Raw genomic sequence first — 15258 nt, 5'->3', positions numbered from 1 at the left:
CGTTCTTTGCCTATAGAACAAACACCACTAGTGCCGAGGCGGCGTTCATTTTTTCCATTCGGGCCCAGACCCAGCTAAGGAGCTTAGCCGCCCCCCACCACATGGATACGCCGGACGAAGGAATGTATGGACACCCATCCAGTGATATATGGGAGGGTTAGCGACCATGTGCGATGTGGGTGATTACCAAGAGCACGGTCATATAATAATTTACCAACAAATTCCTGTTCGAGCAGTTGGAAGGAATCCAAACTGGTTCAAATTGTTATAAATAACAATATATGTGTCCGTGAGGTGGGAATGAATCTATCTGGTGATAATTGATAGGATAGAAATTAGGAGAAAACAAGAGCATGTGGAAGAATAATTAATTACAAAGAGGGAGAGGTCATGTTTTACTATCCAGCTCCCTTGTGTGAAAAGTGAAAAAATTTGTATTGACTTTCCTTAACAAAATGGGTATTCTTTTATTAAATCATAATGTTATAACATTATATCGTTATATTTTTTACGGGAAGGAGTAATACATGTCTTCAGCATCTGAGAGAACATCGAATTATGTGAAGGAACCGATTGTTGAAATCACAGGGCACAGCGATCAAGTATGGCAAGGGTATAGCAGCATCGCCAAAGAATTGAATCAAGCCATTCACAATTATCCGTTAGAAAAAACGATTATCACGATTGAATGTTATCCGGGGGTGAGGGAAGAGGAAATTATGCAGGGGCTGTCCGGGTATTTGAATTTTGATCTTATTGTTAACTCGGACAGTGTGGCGTATCCTGCTGAAATAGTAACGGAAATGATTGAACGGAACCTTACAGAGGATAGGGTATTTGGGGCGATTTCTCCCCATCACCTGGAGGAGTTTTTTGACAACGAGAAGGTAGACGACGTAAGAAAGCAAATCGAGGATTTACACACTGGAACCATTCTAGTTTATGGAGTAGGAGCCAGTGTGATTTCTAAAGGAGACATCTTCCTTTATGCCGATTTGGCACGCTGGGAAATTCAGAAGCGTTATGAAAGGAAAGAATTAGGGAATTGGAAAGCGGATAACAGGGAAGAAGAACCGCTGCTTAAATTTAAAAGAGGGTATTTCTTTGAATGGCAGGCGGCGGATCGTTTAAAAAAAGATGTTCTTATGGATATTGATTATCTGCTGGATACCAACTTGGACAATAAGCCGAAGATGATTACCAATGATGCATTATTTAACGGATTAGACCAGGTGGTTCATCAGCCTTTCCGAGTCGTTCCTTATTTTAAGCCAGGGGTGTGGGGCGGCCAATGGATGAAGGAAGTATGTGACCTGGATCGGAATGCAGCGAACTTTGCCTGGGCTTTTGACTGTGTGCCGGAAGAAAACAGTTTATATCTTCAATTTGGCAGGGTTACTCTGGAAATTCCATCTATAAACGTAGTGTATTTTAAACCAAGAGAATTATTAGGAGAGAAAGTTCATGCCCGCTTTGGGACGGAATTTCCTATTCGCTTTGATTTTTTGGATACGATGGATGGGCAAAATCTGAGTCTTCAAGTGCATCCCCTGACAGAGTATATCCAAGATCAATTTGGGATGCATTATACCCAGGATGAAAGTTATTATTTATTGGATGCCGGGGAGGATGCGGTGGTTTATCTGGGGTTAAAAGAAGATGTGAACAGCGAAGAAATGGTTGAAGACCTTCAACGTGCAAATGAAGGAGAACTATCATTTCCAGATGACAATTATGTCAATCAATATCCAGCCCAAAAGCATGATCACTTTTTAATTCCGGCGGGAACCGTCCATTGTTCCGGCAAAAACAGCATGGTCCTGGAAATTAGTGCTACTCCCTATATTTTCACTTTTAAATTATGGGATTGGGGAAGGGTCGATCTGGATGGCAAGCCAAGACCTGTCCACCTTACTCATGGAGAAAAAGCCATCCAATGGGATCGGACAAAATCATGGGTAGATAATCACTTAGTGAACCGTATCGAAACGGTGGATGCGGGGGATGGATGGCGTGAAGAAAAAACGGGGCTGCACGAACGTGAATTTATCGAGACAAGACGACATTGGTTTCAAAAAACCGTAGCCCATGACACCCATGGCGGGGTGAATGTTCTTAATCTCGTGGAGGGAGAAGAAGCTGTAGTAGAAAGTCCTGCTCATGCCTTTCCCCCTTTTATTGTTCACTATGCGGAGACCTTTATTATCCCGGCTCACGTTGGGCCGTATACGATAAGACCTCACGGGGACAGCGAAGGAAAAGAAATGGCGACCATCAAAGCCTGGGTTCGAACCTGATGTCTGCGTTTCTGCTAACGAGTACAGCGAAGAAAGGGATGAGGTGATACGTTTGAAGAAATTTGATCCCGGCCTGGGGGTTAGAATAGATAAGGACCAAATGGAGTTCAGGTACGATCAGGATGTATTTGGCCCCCAGCCAGAAAAACGAACGCTTTCTGATATACGCGGAAGTTTAAAAGACCCGGACTGCAAAGGGCCCGATATTGTTTATTCTATAGCAATGGATGTTGGAAAGAAAAAACATCAAAAGCAACTGTACCAGAGAAAACTTCTGTTTGGTGTGGTAACGTATGCGGCAGGAGCACTCGGGGAGGAACCCATTAGAAGTCAGGGCCATATTCACAAAGCTTCTTCTCACAGCGGCTGGTCCCCGCCGGAAATCTACGAGATATGGGAAGGAAAAGCCGTTATTTATATGCAGGAATACGCAGATGATTTTCCGGGGAAATGTTACGCCGTACAGGCAGGCCCTGGGGATGTGGTGGTCGTTCCTCCCGGCTGGGCTCATTCAACGATAAGCGCTGATCCCGCTGCCCCGCTGACATTTGGAGCCTGGTGTGATAGGGAATATGGATTTGAATACGGAAAAATAAGAGCCCATCAAGGCCTGGCATGGTATCCTATATTAGATGATAATTTTAATATTGTCTGGGAACATAATGACAATTATATCTATACCAATTTAATTGAAAAGTCCCCCAATAAATATGAAAATCTCGATATCACAGAGAGAATACCTATATATAAGCAGTTTGAAAATAATCCGGATACGTTTCAATTTGTGTCGAAGCCCTTTTTAAAAAGAAATGAATGGGAAAATTTTGTACCATAGAAAAGGAGGAGTCCTCAGTGGAATGTAGTAAAGCTAAAGTGCAGATAGATACAAGCACAGGAAAGTTAACAGGAGAAGATGTTTCCAAATCGACACATCAGTTGAAACATTTGCAGGGAATTTTTGAAGATCAGGCTGCCTATGAAGCTATGAATCCAGAAACCATCGTTTATGAGGTAGAAATGCATGATAAAGAGACACTTGGAACGGAAGGGGGCCTGTTATTCGGTACGAGTTATATTTATCCTGGAAAAGTGGGCAAGGAATATTTTATGACGAAAGGACATTTTCACCAGAAAAGAAACCGCGCCGAATACTATTGGGGCATCCAGGGACATGGCGTTCTTTTGTTCATGTCAGAAACGGGGGAGGTCACAGCCGAAGAAGTACTGCCGGGCTCCCTTCATTATATCCAGGGGTATACGGCTCACCGCCTGGTCAATATTGGGGAAGATGTTCTTGCTGTTGGGGCCTGCTGGCCATCAGACGCAGGACACGACTATGCGGACATATTAGAACGTGGATTTTCCAAAAAAGTGAGAGAACGAAACGGAGTTCCTTTCATCGAATAAATAAATGGAGTGGGAATAATGACATTAGATTTTTCTAAAGGAGCAGCACCTCTTTATTACCAACTTGAAGATATTATTAAAGAGAAAATTATGACAAACGAATATGAAGTCGGCCAAAAGATAGAAACAGAAAAAGAGCTGGAAGAAAAATATCAATTAAGCCGTATTACCGTGAGACAGGCATTAAATGAGCTGGTTCAAAAGGGTTACCTGCTTCGGCAGCGTGGAAAAGGAACCATTGTATTGGGACAGAATTTATTCAAAGAACAAATCGTAAAAGTAAAAAGTTTTACGGAGGAGATGAGAGAGAGGGGCCTGGAGCCAGGGACCTTAAGTATTAACGTATCGTTGCTCCAGGCAAATGCCGCCGAAGCAGAAAAATTAAAAATAAACGAAGGCGAAGAGTTTTATAAAATAGAACGTGTAAGAACAGCTAATGACATTCCTATTGTTGTGTTTGAAACTTATCTTCCCAACAGAGCCGTTTTTAGTGAGGAAAAATTAAGAAATATCGAGTCTCTCTATGCTTTTATGAAGCAGCACCACATCAATATACAACGCACCTCTGAATGTTTTGAAGTCGGATTTGCCAGTAAAACGATAGCAGAAGAGCTTGAAGTGGAAGAAGAATTTCCACTTATGCTGAGAACGAGACAATCCTTTGATTCGAAGGGGCATGTCGTAGAGTATACGATCGCTCATTACCATTCCAAATTGTATAAGATTTATATGGAAATGGAGGGGATTTAACCCTTACTCTTTTTCTGTTAAATATAAATGTTATAATCTTATAACATTTAAAATGAAAAGGCTTTCAATATATGTTGTATATAGTGATAAATTCAGGAGGAGTGATACTGTGGAAAAATTTATTTCATTATTTGAAAAGTATATGATCCCGTTAACAAGTGCTTTGGATCGCAGCAAAATATTTACTGCCCTGAGAGAAGCCATGTTATTGACAATACCGGTTATTATAGTCGGCTCCTTTGCGTTAATTTTCAGTAACATTCCGTTTTTGGATGAACTGGCTCCCGAGGTAAACCAGTATTTACAAACCTTTTTTTCGCACATTTTTCCAGTAACCTTGGGGATCCTGGCCATTTTAGTATTAGTTGGGATATCTACAAACTATGCTAAATTAAATGATGTAGATCCAGTGTATGGTTTGATTACTGCTCTTATCTCTTTTTTAACGATAACTCTCTTTGAAACAGAAACTTCGGGTACGCAAAACGGAGAAGTGATAGAAAATATTACCGTCCAGAATGTGATTCCAACAAATATCCTTGGAGCAGAAGGTATTTTTACAGCCATTTTGGTAGCTTTTATTTCCGTTAAAATTCATGCTTTTGTTATACAAAAGAACTTCACGATTAAGATGCCCAGTTCTGTTCCGCCTAACGTTTCAAAATCGTTTACGTCCCTCGTTCCCATGATTATTACGGTTTTATTTTTCTTAATCATTAGGAACATCATCGTCTTAACTCCATTTGATAGTCTTCATGTCATGATTTACACCGTTATTACAGAACCATTAACGGCACTCGGAAACAATGTCTTTTCCATATTATTTTTAACGTTTGTTCAACAAGTTCTTTGGTTTGTAGGTATTCACGGCACTTCCATCCTCAATGCCGTATGGGGACCGGTCGAGCAGACGATGACAGGGGCAAACCTTGCCGCATTTCAAGCAGGCGAGCCACTTCCCTATATCCTGACGCAGCCTTTTCGGGAAGTATACGGAGTAGGCGGAGCTCAGGGAATTTTAGCTGCCATTGTTGCTACGATGATAGTAAGGAGATCCAAGCAAATGCGGACGGTTTCGCGGTTATCGATCACGCCGGGTCTATTTAACATTCAAGAACCCTTTCACTTTGGAGCCCCAACGTTCTTGAATCCGATTTTATTTATTCCCTATGTATTTATCCCGGTTATACAAGTTGGGCTTGCTTATGTAGCGGTCATAATAGGGTTTGCTCCTGTTCCTGTCACTCTTGTTCCCTGGACCACACCAATCATACTAAGCGGCCTGTTGTCCACCGATTTTAATATTATGGGGGCCGTGCTTCAACTCATTTTATTTGCGTTAGCCGTTGTTTTATGGATTCCTTTTATCAAGACGGTGGACCGGGGGTACCTGCATGAGGAACAAGAGAATAAAGAGGGTGATTCTTAAAAATCACATGACCTTTTAGAAAATTAAAATAATAGAAGGAGTTTTACCATGACAGAAAAAGCTTTTACCTTTCCAAAAGATTTCAAATGGGGAAGCGCCGTATGGGCGCAGGGCACCGAGGGGGCCTTTGATGAAGATCAAAAATCTAAGACGGTATTTGAAGAATATGCGCTGCAGAACCCTTCGAGAATGCAGCAGGGAATTGGTCCCTTCCACACCCTGGATTGGTATAACCGATATGAAGATTATATTAGTTATATGGAGGAACTGCATCTGAATTCTTTCCGCACCTCTATTTCCTGGGCACGGCTGATGCCGGATGGGAGGAATGTCAATCAAAAAGCAGTCGATTATTATACCAGCATGTTTAAAAACATGGCGCAGAAGAATATGGACGTTTGGGTTGTCTTATATTGGTTCGATATGCCTTTGCATTTTGAAAAGCAAGGTGGGTTCTCCAATAGAGACATCATCCCTTTATTTAAAGACTATGTCAGCGTTTGTTTTGAGCTATTTAGTGAATATGTAGACATATGGTTCGTATATAATGAGCCGGCGGTTGATATCATGCTTAAATACTTTAATGACCGCTGTTATCCGAACGAAATCAACTTTAATAAAGCCTATCAAAGCATGTATAACATGGTCGTAGCTCATGCAGAAGTCGTTAAAGAATTCAAACGTTTAAATATCGATTCATGCAAAATTGGCAGTGTATTAGATATCAAACCCGTGTATCCCCGCTCTTTTCATGAAAAAGATGTAGAGGCTGCCGAGATTTTTTCGCTGCTTCATGATAAATCGTGGCTGTCCTCTTTCATCCATGGCGTCTTTCCAGAGGAATTAAAAGAATTTTTGAGAGGTTTGAACGCGTTACCACGGATGGAGAAGCATGATGAGGCTTTGCTTAAAGAAAATACCATACAAGTTTTAGGCATAAACCACTATTTCCCCGTTCGTGTGCAGGCAAAACAGCACCTTAGGAATCCCGAAGCACCGTTACAACCGGAGTCATTTTTCGATTATTATGATATGCCGGGCAGGAAAATGAACAAATATCGAGGCTGGGAAATGTATCCTAAGGCTATCTATGATGTATTAATCGATATCCGCGATCATTACAACAATATTGAATGTTATATTACAGAAAATGGGATCGGAGTGCAGAACGAAGAAAGATTCAAAAACAAGGAGGGGGTGATTCAGGACGATTATAGAATCGATTATGTTCGTGATTATCTAGAGCAATGTTATTACGCCATACAGGAAGGCTGCCAATTAAAGGGGTATCATATGTGGTCGTTTATCGACTTATGGTCCCCCACCAATCAATTTCTGAATAGGTACGGTTTTGTAGAATTTCATCCTGAGACCAGGGAGACAAGGATTAAAAAAAGCGGTCATTGGTTTAAAGACGTGATTGATCAAAACGGCTTTAAGAAGAGGAACTCGGATTAAGGCCAGCCAACGTTTTATATAATCATAGGAGGAGGTACGGATAAATGAATATCGTATTATGCTGTAATGCAAGGATGTCTACCAGTATTTTAGTAAATAAAATGCAGAAGAGCGCGAAAGAAAGAGAGTTGAATAATTATAGCAGTCCCGTCAAATGATGTTATAAATTATGTGGAAGAGGCGGATGTATTACTACTGGGTCCTCAAGTCCGCTACCAATTACAGCAGATGAAAAAACTGGGAGAGGAAAATGGTTTTAAGGTGGATACCATTAACTCCGTCCATTACGGGATGGCAAATGGGGAAGAAGTATTGAATATGGCCATAAAAATGGCAGACACAGAGTAAGCAAGGAAAGTGCTAAACTCTCATACAACTTAATCACTTTTATTAGACTTTTTATCCAGAATGGAGCGTAACTCTTCAATATCTTCCTCGGATAAGGAATCCTCCTGGATGAATTGAACGAGCATGGACTTTAAGGTGCCGTCATAAATTCGCTGAACAAAGGATTGGGTCTCGGCGTGCTGGCAATCCTCCTGGGAATAGAGCGGATAAAACGTATAAATTTTCCTGTCCCTATTTACACCAATCACCTTTTTCTCGGCGAGACGATCCAACAGGGTGCGTACTGTTTTCGGCTTCCAGTCGGTCTGCTCCTGCAGGGAGGAAATGACCTCGTTGGCTGTTTGCGGGGCCTTTTTCCAAAGTACTTTCATAACCTCCCATTCAGCTTCCGATATGTTTGGAACTTTATCTGACACACGAATCCTCCTCCTGCTTTTTATGATAACGCCTGGTACCCCGTTGATATATTTTTACATAATCTCCGTTTTGCTTCCCTTATTCCATACGCCCATTTAATATACGCCTTTTTCCCGTAAAATAGATTGCGTGATCTCCGCTGCCTCGCTTCCGGTGGCATTATTTTCATGTTGTATGGTCGTCGCAAAGAAATAGGTATTCCTTTTGGTCTCGACATATCCAATAAACCAGCCGCGATAATTTTTCCCGTTAACATTTCCTGTCCCAGTTTTCCCTGACAACTGGGCGTCGTTTTTTTCTGTTAATTGGATGGCTTCTTTAACGGTTTGGATATTCTCCTCTCCGAATCCGAAGTTATTTGTATAAAAAGCTTTGAGTAATTGTACTTGTTCTATTGGAGAAATCTTTAATGAAGATTCGAGCCAATATTGGGTGATGCCGCCGGAAAGATCGTAATTCCCGTAGTTTATATGTTTTAGATAAGATTGGATGGTATCCCGGTGGACTCTTGTATCCAACTTCTGAAAATACCAGTTTACGGAATGTTCCATGGCGGAAGCCAGATTTTGATTCCTGTTCCAGGCGTCATAAGGATACTGCTTTCCATTCCATTCCATCGTTGAATGTTCGCTTGTTATAACATTGGATTCCAAGGCAAATAACGCGCTGTAGATTTTGTAAGTAGAATTAGGTGAAACCCGTAAAGTGCTTTTGTTTTTATTATAGATACTATATTGATCCGCTTGCAAATCATATAGTACAAAACTCCCGTCAACCCCTTCAAAATACGTGCTTAGATCCTCATACACTGTTCGTTCCCCTGCAAAATTGTACTGATTATCCTCATGATCCATTGCCGAAACTATTGGGATCTGACTTGCAATACATACCGCCAAAACCATAAAGATGACGATACTTTTCAGCTTCAGCCGTTTTGATTCGGTTGTAAAAGAGGCAATCCATTCCATACGTTTTTTCATTTGTTCCTTGGAACCGTTGAGCTGATTAACCAGCGTGAAATACGTTGGCCGTGAGTATCTGTCGGCAAAGTTAATGATTGTATATCCATACTTTTTATAATCGTGCTTGTCCAAAGAATTCAAGACGCCAATATCACAGGCTATTTCACGATCCAGTCTCATTTCCCGGAATGCAATCCAGACTAAAGGGTTAAACCAGTATAAAATTTGAAAAAAGACGATCAGGTAATTCATAGCAATATCTTTGTATTTATAATGATGCAATTCATGCAGGAAGATATATTTGATATCTTCCCTGGACAGCCATTCTTCAAAATGACTCGGAAGCACGACATAGGTTTTGAAAAGGCCAAACGTCAGCGGAGATTTAACAATCGGGGACTCCCCCACGATTAATTGCTTCGATATATTTACATCCCGTTTGCACTGTTCAAATAGAATGAGGATTTCCTTATTTTTTAAGCTGGAGGTGGTGGTTTTAATGTATTTAAGCTTTAACCCGCCGCGTATGGTCAGGCCAAGCATGACGACTACCCCTGTTACCCATATAAAGGCTGACATTTCATTAAGGAAGGTCATGTCGATGCGGTTAACCGATACTGCAAAGTCCTGCATCCAGCTGTTGTCGTTTAATGTCCGGGCTTCGGCAGAAGCAGCCGTATCACCTGATGCATGACTTGGATGATGACGGTCCCACGAGAAGTAATTTCCAAACTCAAACAAACGATTGGGTATCAAAGGAAATGTCAATGCCATCAAACATAGTAGCCAGAGATTATATTGCCATTTCGCTGATAGTTGGTTTTTGAAAAACTTCCGAAATATCATGATCATGCCAACCGTAAAAGAAGATACGATAACACTGATAATAAAATGAGTAAAGAACATCGGACTCGTCTCCATTTCCAAATGGTTCCCACTACATGAATGTCCTCTTGAAGTAAGGTATTTCTAAATCTAACACAAAACCGCCGGCATTTCACCTCACGAATGTATCAATCCATAAAGTTAGTCCATACTTGACACAAATAGACTACATATGTAGTATTAGATTACAATTGTAGTCAAAAATTCAAACGAAGCGATTTCGCCGGCAACTGTGAACGGTGCGTAATGGATGGCACATATCGTTTAGATCGTTTGTAAAGGGGGCTGGAAGGATTGAAACGATGTTGGATAGGTATAATAATGGCTGCAATTTTTGTCATTGTACCGGGCTGCTCAGATAAGCAAACACCAGAGGATGCTTTTGAAGCATATCTTGCCAATTGGGAAGATATGAATGTTGAAAAAATGTATCAGCATTTGTCCGAGCAATCTAAAAAGGAAATGACAAAAAAGGAGTTTGTGACGCGGCACCACAATATCTATCAGGGAATTGAAGCTGAAAACTTACAGATAGATGGAGTGTTTGATCGCAAAAACGAAGAGAAGCCGGAAGGCGATTCGGTTACCTTCAAGTACGAATTGAAAATGGAAACGCTGGCTGGCCCTGTTGAATTTGACCATCAAGCTACATTAGTTAAGGAAAAAAATGAATCTGACCAAGAGTGGTTCGTGGAATGGGAACCGGCACTTATTTTTCCTTCACTGGAACAAGAAGAAACGGTAGCGGCAGAAACATTAGAAGCATCAAGAGGAGAAATCAGCGATAAAAATGGAGTTGGTCTTGCAATTAACGCTAAGGCTGACGTCATTGGAGTCGTACCAGGCAAATTTGACGACCAAACGAAGGATTCTATAGAAGCACTATCTGATTTGTTGGGAATAACAACGGATGAAATAAATCAAAAGTTAAGTGCCTCATGGGTAAAACCTGATTCATTTGTTCCACTTGCCACATTGCCACAGAAGGAAGATAACCTTCAACCCTATTTTGACATTCCCGGGGTGGCAGCACAGGAAAAAATAGTCCGCACTTATCCCTTCAGTGCTTCGACAGCCCATTTAACAGGCTATGTACGGGAGATCACGGCAGAACAACTTGAGAAATTGCAGGAAAAAGGCTATACCTCGGGTGATATCGTTGGAAATACCGGACTGGAGGAGATTTTTGAAGAAAAATTAAAAGGAAAAGACGGGGGTCATATTTATATTAAGCATGCAGATGACAGTTTTAAGGGAACGCTCGCTAAAACTGATCCTGTTTCAGGAGAGGATATTCAGTTAACGATTGATGCCAATCTTCAGCAGGAAATTTATGATCAACTGAATGGGGATGCAGGAACTGCTGCTGCGATAGAACCCATAACAGGAGCAGTATTGGCGCTCGTCAGTTCGCCCTCCTATAATCCAAATGCGTTCATCCGAGGTCTTTCCGACGAGCAATGGGCTGAATGGAGTGACCATCCAGATACCCCTTTGTTAAATCGCTTTGTCAACCGCTATGCCCCAGGTTCGGTATTTAAGACGATTACAGCAGCCGCAGGATTGAAATCGGGTGTAACAGCTCCGGAGAAAAGCAGGCAGATTGACGGGCTTCACTGGACAAAAGATACGTCATGGGGGGATTATTATGTGACGCGTGTTCATGACAAACGTTCTGTGACTTTACGAGATGCCTTTGTATACTCCGATAACATTTATTTTGCTCAAGAAGCACTCGAAATGGGAAAAGACACCTTTTTAACCGAAGCAAAAGCATTTGGATTTGACGAAGAACTTTCTATGCCATTTTCGTTCGAGCCTTCTATGCTTTCAAATAATGGGATCCACAGCGAAACACAGCTGGCTGATTCTGCCTATGGCCAGGGGGAGGTGATGATGAGTACTCTTCATCTTGCATTAGCCTACACGCCTTTTGTAAAGGAAGGAGATTTGTTAAGCCCTTATTTGTTGAATGAGGAAGAAGGACGAACCGTATGGAAGGAAAACCTTATTGAACCGAAAACCGCTGAATTAATCAAGGAAGATTTAATCAAGGTTGTTGACGACCCGAATGGTACGGCACATGGTGCTTATATTCCCGGCATGACGATTGCAGGTAAGTCAGGCACAGTCGAAATCAAAGATAATAAAGAAGACAAAAAGGGGACGGAAAATGGCTGGTTTATCGGTTTCGATACAGAGGATAACAAATTACTGCTGGCAGTGATGGTTGAGGATGTAAAAGAGCGTGGCGGCAGCGGCTACGTCATGCCAAAAGCAAAAAATATTTTCAAATCATTAAAGTAGTTATTAAATTTCTAATTAAAATGTCTGAAAAGAGGTTAGATGTTAATGTCCTGTTGGAACACAATTTTGAAATTAAAAACGATTGTACCTGTATTCCTTTTCTTATGTGTCACACTTATAGGTTGTTCAGAGGAGAAAGCCGATTCAAATCAAGCAGCACAAACCAACCAGGAACCCCCCATGACAGATGACTTTGCTGAACTCGAAGATGAGTTTGATGCGAAACTTGGCGTCTTTGCGCTCGACACGGGCACAAATGAAACAGTAACGTATCGGCCGGATGAGCGTTTTGCATATGCATCGACTTTTAAAGTTTTAGCTGTAGGCGCCCTGTTACAACAAAAGTCAATAGCAGACCTAAACCAAAGAATCACCTACACCCGTGATGACCTTGTCAATTATAATCCGATCACGAAGAAGCATGTTGAAACAGGAATGACGCTGAAGGAGCTTTGTGATGCTGCTCTTCGATACAGTGACAATACGGCGGGAAATCTTATATTTGAGCAGCTTGAAGGGCCGGGCGGGTTAAAAAAATCCCTCAGAGAGATTGGTGATCAGGTTACTAATCCGGAACGAATAGAGCCGGAGTTAAACGAGTTTAAACCAGGAGAAACGCAGGATACCAGTACACCTAAAGCGCTTGCTGACAGCCTTCAGGCCTTCACAATGGGAGACGTCCTTCCATCAGAGAAACGTACGATGTTAATCGATTGGATGAAAAGAAATACGACAGGGGATACATTAATCCGAGCCGGTGTACCGGAAAGTTGGGAAGTGGCTGATAAATCGGGAGCAGCATCATATGGAACAAGAAATGATATAGCGATTATTTGGCCGCCGGAAGAGGATCCTATTATTCTTGCCATCCTTTCCCGCCGTGGGAAAAAAGATGCGGAATATAATGATGAACTTATTGCCCAAGCAGCCGAGGAGGTTATTGATGCTCTTAAAGGCAGCCATAACCCGGAAAGATAGGAAGTGAAAAATGGGATTGCTGCGTAACATATATATCTTTCTATCGTGTTTGGATAACAATCTGATAGACTACAAGAAAACAGGTTTGAAGTACTGGATGTGAAAAACGATGAAGAGCACCCCCATTTATGTGGAGATCCCTATTTATACGGATATCGACAAGGTATGGAAGGCCAGTCAGGATCCGGAGCAGCATGAGCAGTGGGATCTTCGATTTTCTTCTATTACCTACTTGCCAAAAAAGGAGCAGGAACCTCAGCTCTTTTCTTATCAAACGAAAATAGGGTTTGGACTGGAAATCGAGGGCTGGGGGAAAAGCATCGGCAGTTTTCACGCGGAAGACGGATCTCGTACCTCCTCTTTGCATTTTGGCACCGAGCAGAAAACATCTCTCATTCGAGAAGGAAAGGGATACTGGAAATACCGGCCTGAAACGGGAGGGATGGTTACGTTTTTAACCCAGTATGATTATAGTCCGCGCTTTGGAAGGATCGGCCGCGGTATCGATCATTTTCTTTTTCGGCCGCTGCTGGGATGGGGCACCGCGCTTAGTTTTGATGTGTTGAAAAGGTGGCTGGAAAAAGGAGAGACTCCGGCTTCTCAATATCTCCGCTTTTTCAGTCATTGGATCCTGGCCTTCCTTTTCTCCTTCATATGGATATATCACGGGCTTATTCCTAAACTGCTGTACAAGCATCCCGCTGAGATCTCGATGGTGGAGGGCTCCATGCCTTTTTCCACTGACGCAGCGGCCGGGCTGGTGATGATTGCCGGCGTTTGTGAAATCATGTTTGGGTTATTGTGGCTGGGTTATAGAAAGAGAAGGCGGTTGTTCGGGCTGCAAATGTTCTTCTTTCCCTTGCTTGCCTTGTCGGCGGTTATAGCCGATGCCGGTTACCTCAGTCATCCTTTCACCCCTCTCACCTTCAATCTCGCGCTATTTACGGCTTCTGTCATTGGGTATATTCTAAGTGAAGACGTACCAACAGCCAGACACTGCAAGAGAAAGAAATAAGGGGAAAGTGATGATGATTTACAAACAAGTACTGGGCGAGGAGTTCTATCACCTTCATCCTGCGCTGCAGCGAAGGTATGGAGGATCTCCCGGCACACGCTTCAACGGGGACGGCATGATGTGGACGATAGAAAGCGGTCCGAAATGGCTGGCTCCCTTGTTCAAGCTGGGAGCCCGGCGCAAATTTCTATTTCCAGAGCAGGGGAAAGATATCCCTTTTACGATACGGAATACATATACACAAGGGGAGGCCGGAGAGGAGCAGGTGCATTGGGAGAGAATCTTCTATATCGGGAAAAAGAAGAGATATTTTAATGCTTGGATGAGCCTGGATTCGGAACGGAAGATCATGAAAGATTACCTGGGAGAACCCCCGCTCCTCTATTCCGATTTATCTTTTTCCGTTTCCCAGGACGGGGGCCTGCATATCGCCTCAAAACGGCAGCGTTTTATTGCGGGAAACGTGGAGATTCCCCTTCCGGGACTCTTGCAGGGCCATGTGAATGTAACCGAGAAATATATAGAAAGCAGGCAGTGTTTCTATATCCATGTAAAGGTTACAAATCCCATCATCGGCAAGGTTTTTGCCTATGAGGGAGAGTTTACCAGTGGTCAGCTCTTGTAAGAGAAGAACAACCTAGGGAGAGTTTCTCCTTCGTGTAAACCACGGCAGGGAGGCTTTCTTTTTTTGACACGGAGGTTCAGGTTTTATCTATGAGATTAGAAGGATTTAAGTAAAAATGTAAGGTTGAGAAGTGTTGTTAATATGACATCTATCCTGTTTTTTGATAAAAGTGACGCTGAGCAGGATCCTCAGCATCACCTTTCCCCGAATGGAGAAAAAATGTGACGCTTAGCTGCAATGCTTTTTCAAAAATCTACCGAATGGAGAGGGGCACTTATACAAGGAGGACCCTCTGTTCCACTCCGGCTGGAAAATGCCATGAAATTCTTATTCTACTTCAACCATGATTTATGGAATACTATCATAAATGATATCTTTAT

Annotated in this window: 12 protein-coding genes and 1 pseudogene; 11 read left to right on the top strand and 2 right to left on the bottom strand. The window is 42.2% G+C overall.

Going from position 1 to position 15258, the window contains the following annotated elements; genetic code table 11:
• Positions 1–527 precede the first annotated feature (527 nt).
• The 7 genes and pseudogenes from G475_RS0107525 to G475_RS24475 all read left to right on the top strand — a co-directional run bounded on the left by G475_RS0107525 (position 528) and on the right by G475_RS24475 (position 7689).
• A complete protein-coding gene (locus tag G475_RS0107525) occupies positions 528–2297 on the top strand; it encodes a class I mannose-6-phosphate isomerase (protein ID WP_026700753.1) in 1770 nt (589 codons plus the stop codon).
• 52 nt (positions 2298–2349) lie between these two features.
• The gene (locus tag G475_RS0107520) at positions 2350–3132 is read left to right on the top strand and encodes a glucose-6-phosphate isomerase family protein (RefSeq protein WP_035710449.1); all 783 of its coding nucleotides are present in this window, start codon (positions 2350–2352) and stop codon (positions 3130–3132) included.
• Between the two features lie 17 nt (positions 3133–3149).
• Positions 3150–3704, top strand: coding sequence for a glucose-6-phosphate isomerase family protein (locus tag G475_RS0107515; RefSeq protein ID WP_051302279.1), 555 nt, complete (start codon positions 3150–3152; stop codon positions 3702–3704).
• An 18-nt stretch (positions 3705–3722) separates the two neighbouring features.
• Positions 3723–4454 carry a GntR family transcriptional regulator gene (locus G475_RS0107510; RefSeq protein ID WP_035710448.1) on the top strand — a complete coding sequence of 244 codons (732 nt, stop codon included), beginning with the start codon at positions 3723–3725 and terminating at the stop codon, positions 4452–4454.
• A 109-nt stretch (positions 4455–4563) separates the two neighbouring features.
• Positions 4564–5883, top strand: a complete 1320-nt coding sequence (locus tag G475_RS0107505) for a PTS sugar transporter subunit IIC (RefSeq protein WP_026700749.1) — start codon at positions 4564–4566, stop codon at positions 5881–5883.
• A gap of 48 nt (positions 5884–5931) precedes the next feature.
• Complete coding sequence (locus G475_RS0107500; protein WP_026700748.1) at positions 5932–7341, top strand: glycoside hydrolase family 1 protein; 1410 nt, start codon at positions 5932–5934, stop codon at positions 7339–7341.
• Positions 7342–7385: 44 nt separating this feature from the next.
• Positions 7386–7689, top strand: a pseudogene (locus tag G475_RS24475) (PTS sugar transporter subunit IIB).
• A 29-nt stretch (positions 7690–7718) separates the two neighbouring features.
• Here G475_RS24475 and blaI read toward each other — a convergent pair.
• Positions 7719–8105 (bottom strand): penicillinase repressor BlaI, encoded by a 387-nt coding sequence (blaI, locus tag G475_RS0107490; RefSeq protein ID WP_026700747.1) that lies wholly within the window; start codon positions 8103–8105, stop codon positions 7719–7721.
• 96 nt (positions 8106–8201) lie between these two features.
• A complete protein-coding gene (locus G475_RS0107485) occupies positions 8202–9974 on the bottom strand; it encodes a BlaR1 family beta-lactam sensor/signal transducer (RefSeq protein WP_026700746.1) in 1773 nt (590 codons plus the stop codon).
• 273 nt (positions 9975–10247) lie between these two features.
• On the opposite strand from G475_RS0107485, the gene G475_RS0107480 reads away from it, so the two are divergent.
• The 4 genes from G475_RS0107480 to G475_RS0107465 all read left to right on the top strand — a co-directional run bounded on the left by G475_RS0107480 (position 10248) and on the right by G475_RS0107465 (position 14878).
• Positions 10248–12260, top strand: a complete 2013-nt coding sequence (locus G475_RS0107480) for a penicillin-binding transpeptidase domain-containing protein (protein WP_026700745.1) — start codon at positions 10248–10250, stop codon at positions 12258–12260.
• Positions 12261–12305: 45 nt separating this feature from the next.
• Positions 12306–13238 carry a class A beta-lactamase gene (gene bla, locus G475_RS0107475; protein WP_026700744.1) on the top strand — a complete coding sequence of 311 codons (933 nt, stop codon included), beginning with the start codon at positions 12306–12308 and terminating at the stop codon, positions 13236–13238.
• Positions 13239–13347: 109 nt separating this feature from the next.
• Positions 13348–14253, top strand: coding sequence for a DoxX-like family protein (locus tag G475_RS0107470; RefSeq protein WP_026700743.1), 906 nt, complete (start codon positions 13348–13350; stop codon positions 14251–14253).
• Between the two features lie 13 nt (positions 14254–14266).
• Complete coding sequence (locus tag G475_RS0107465) at positions 14267–14878, top strand: DUF4166 domain-containing protein (RefSeq protein WP_035710445.1); 612 nt, start codon at positions 14267–14269, stop codon at positions 14876–14878.
• The last annotated feature ends 380 nt before the right edge of the window (positions 14879–15258 follow it).

Source organism: Salibacterium aidingense DSM 18341 (genome assembly GCF_000429685.1).
Taxonomy (GTDB): Bacteria; Bacillota; Bacilli; order Bacillales; family Marinococcaceae; genus Salibacterium; species Salibacterium aidingense.
Note: the sequence above shows the minus strand (reverse complement) of the source record. Positions and strands in the feature narration are given on the sequence as shown.

Coding starts and splice junctions, on each gene's coding strand:
- G475_RS0107500 (WP_026700748.1), top strand. CDS start 5,932: ATGACAGAAAAAGCTTTTACCTTTCCAAAAGATTTCAAATGGGGAAGC.
- bla (WP_026700744.1), top strand. CDS start 12,306: ATGTCCTGTTGGAACACAATTTTGAAATTAAAAACGATTGTACCTGTA.
- G475_RS0107510 (WP_035710448.1), top strand. CDS start 3,723: ATGACATTAGATTTTTCTAAAGGAGCAGCACCTCTTTATTACCAACTT.
- G475_RS0107470 (WP_026700743.1), top strand. CDS start 13,348: ATGAAGAGCACCCCCATTTATGTGGAGATCCCTATTTATACGGATATC.
- G475_RS0107465 (WP_035710445.1), top strand. CDS start 14,267: ATGATTTACAAACAAGTACTGGGCGAGGAGTTCTATCACCTTCATCCT.
- G475_RS0107525 (WP_026700753.1), top strand. CDS start 528: ATGTCTTCAGCATCTGAGAGAACATCGAATTATGTGAAGGAACCGATT.
- G475_RS0107485 (WP_026700746.1), bottom strand. CDS start 9,974: ATGTTCTTTACTCATTTTATTATCAGTGTTATCGTATCTTCTTTTACG.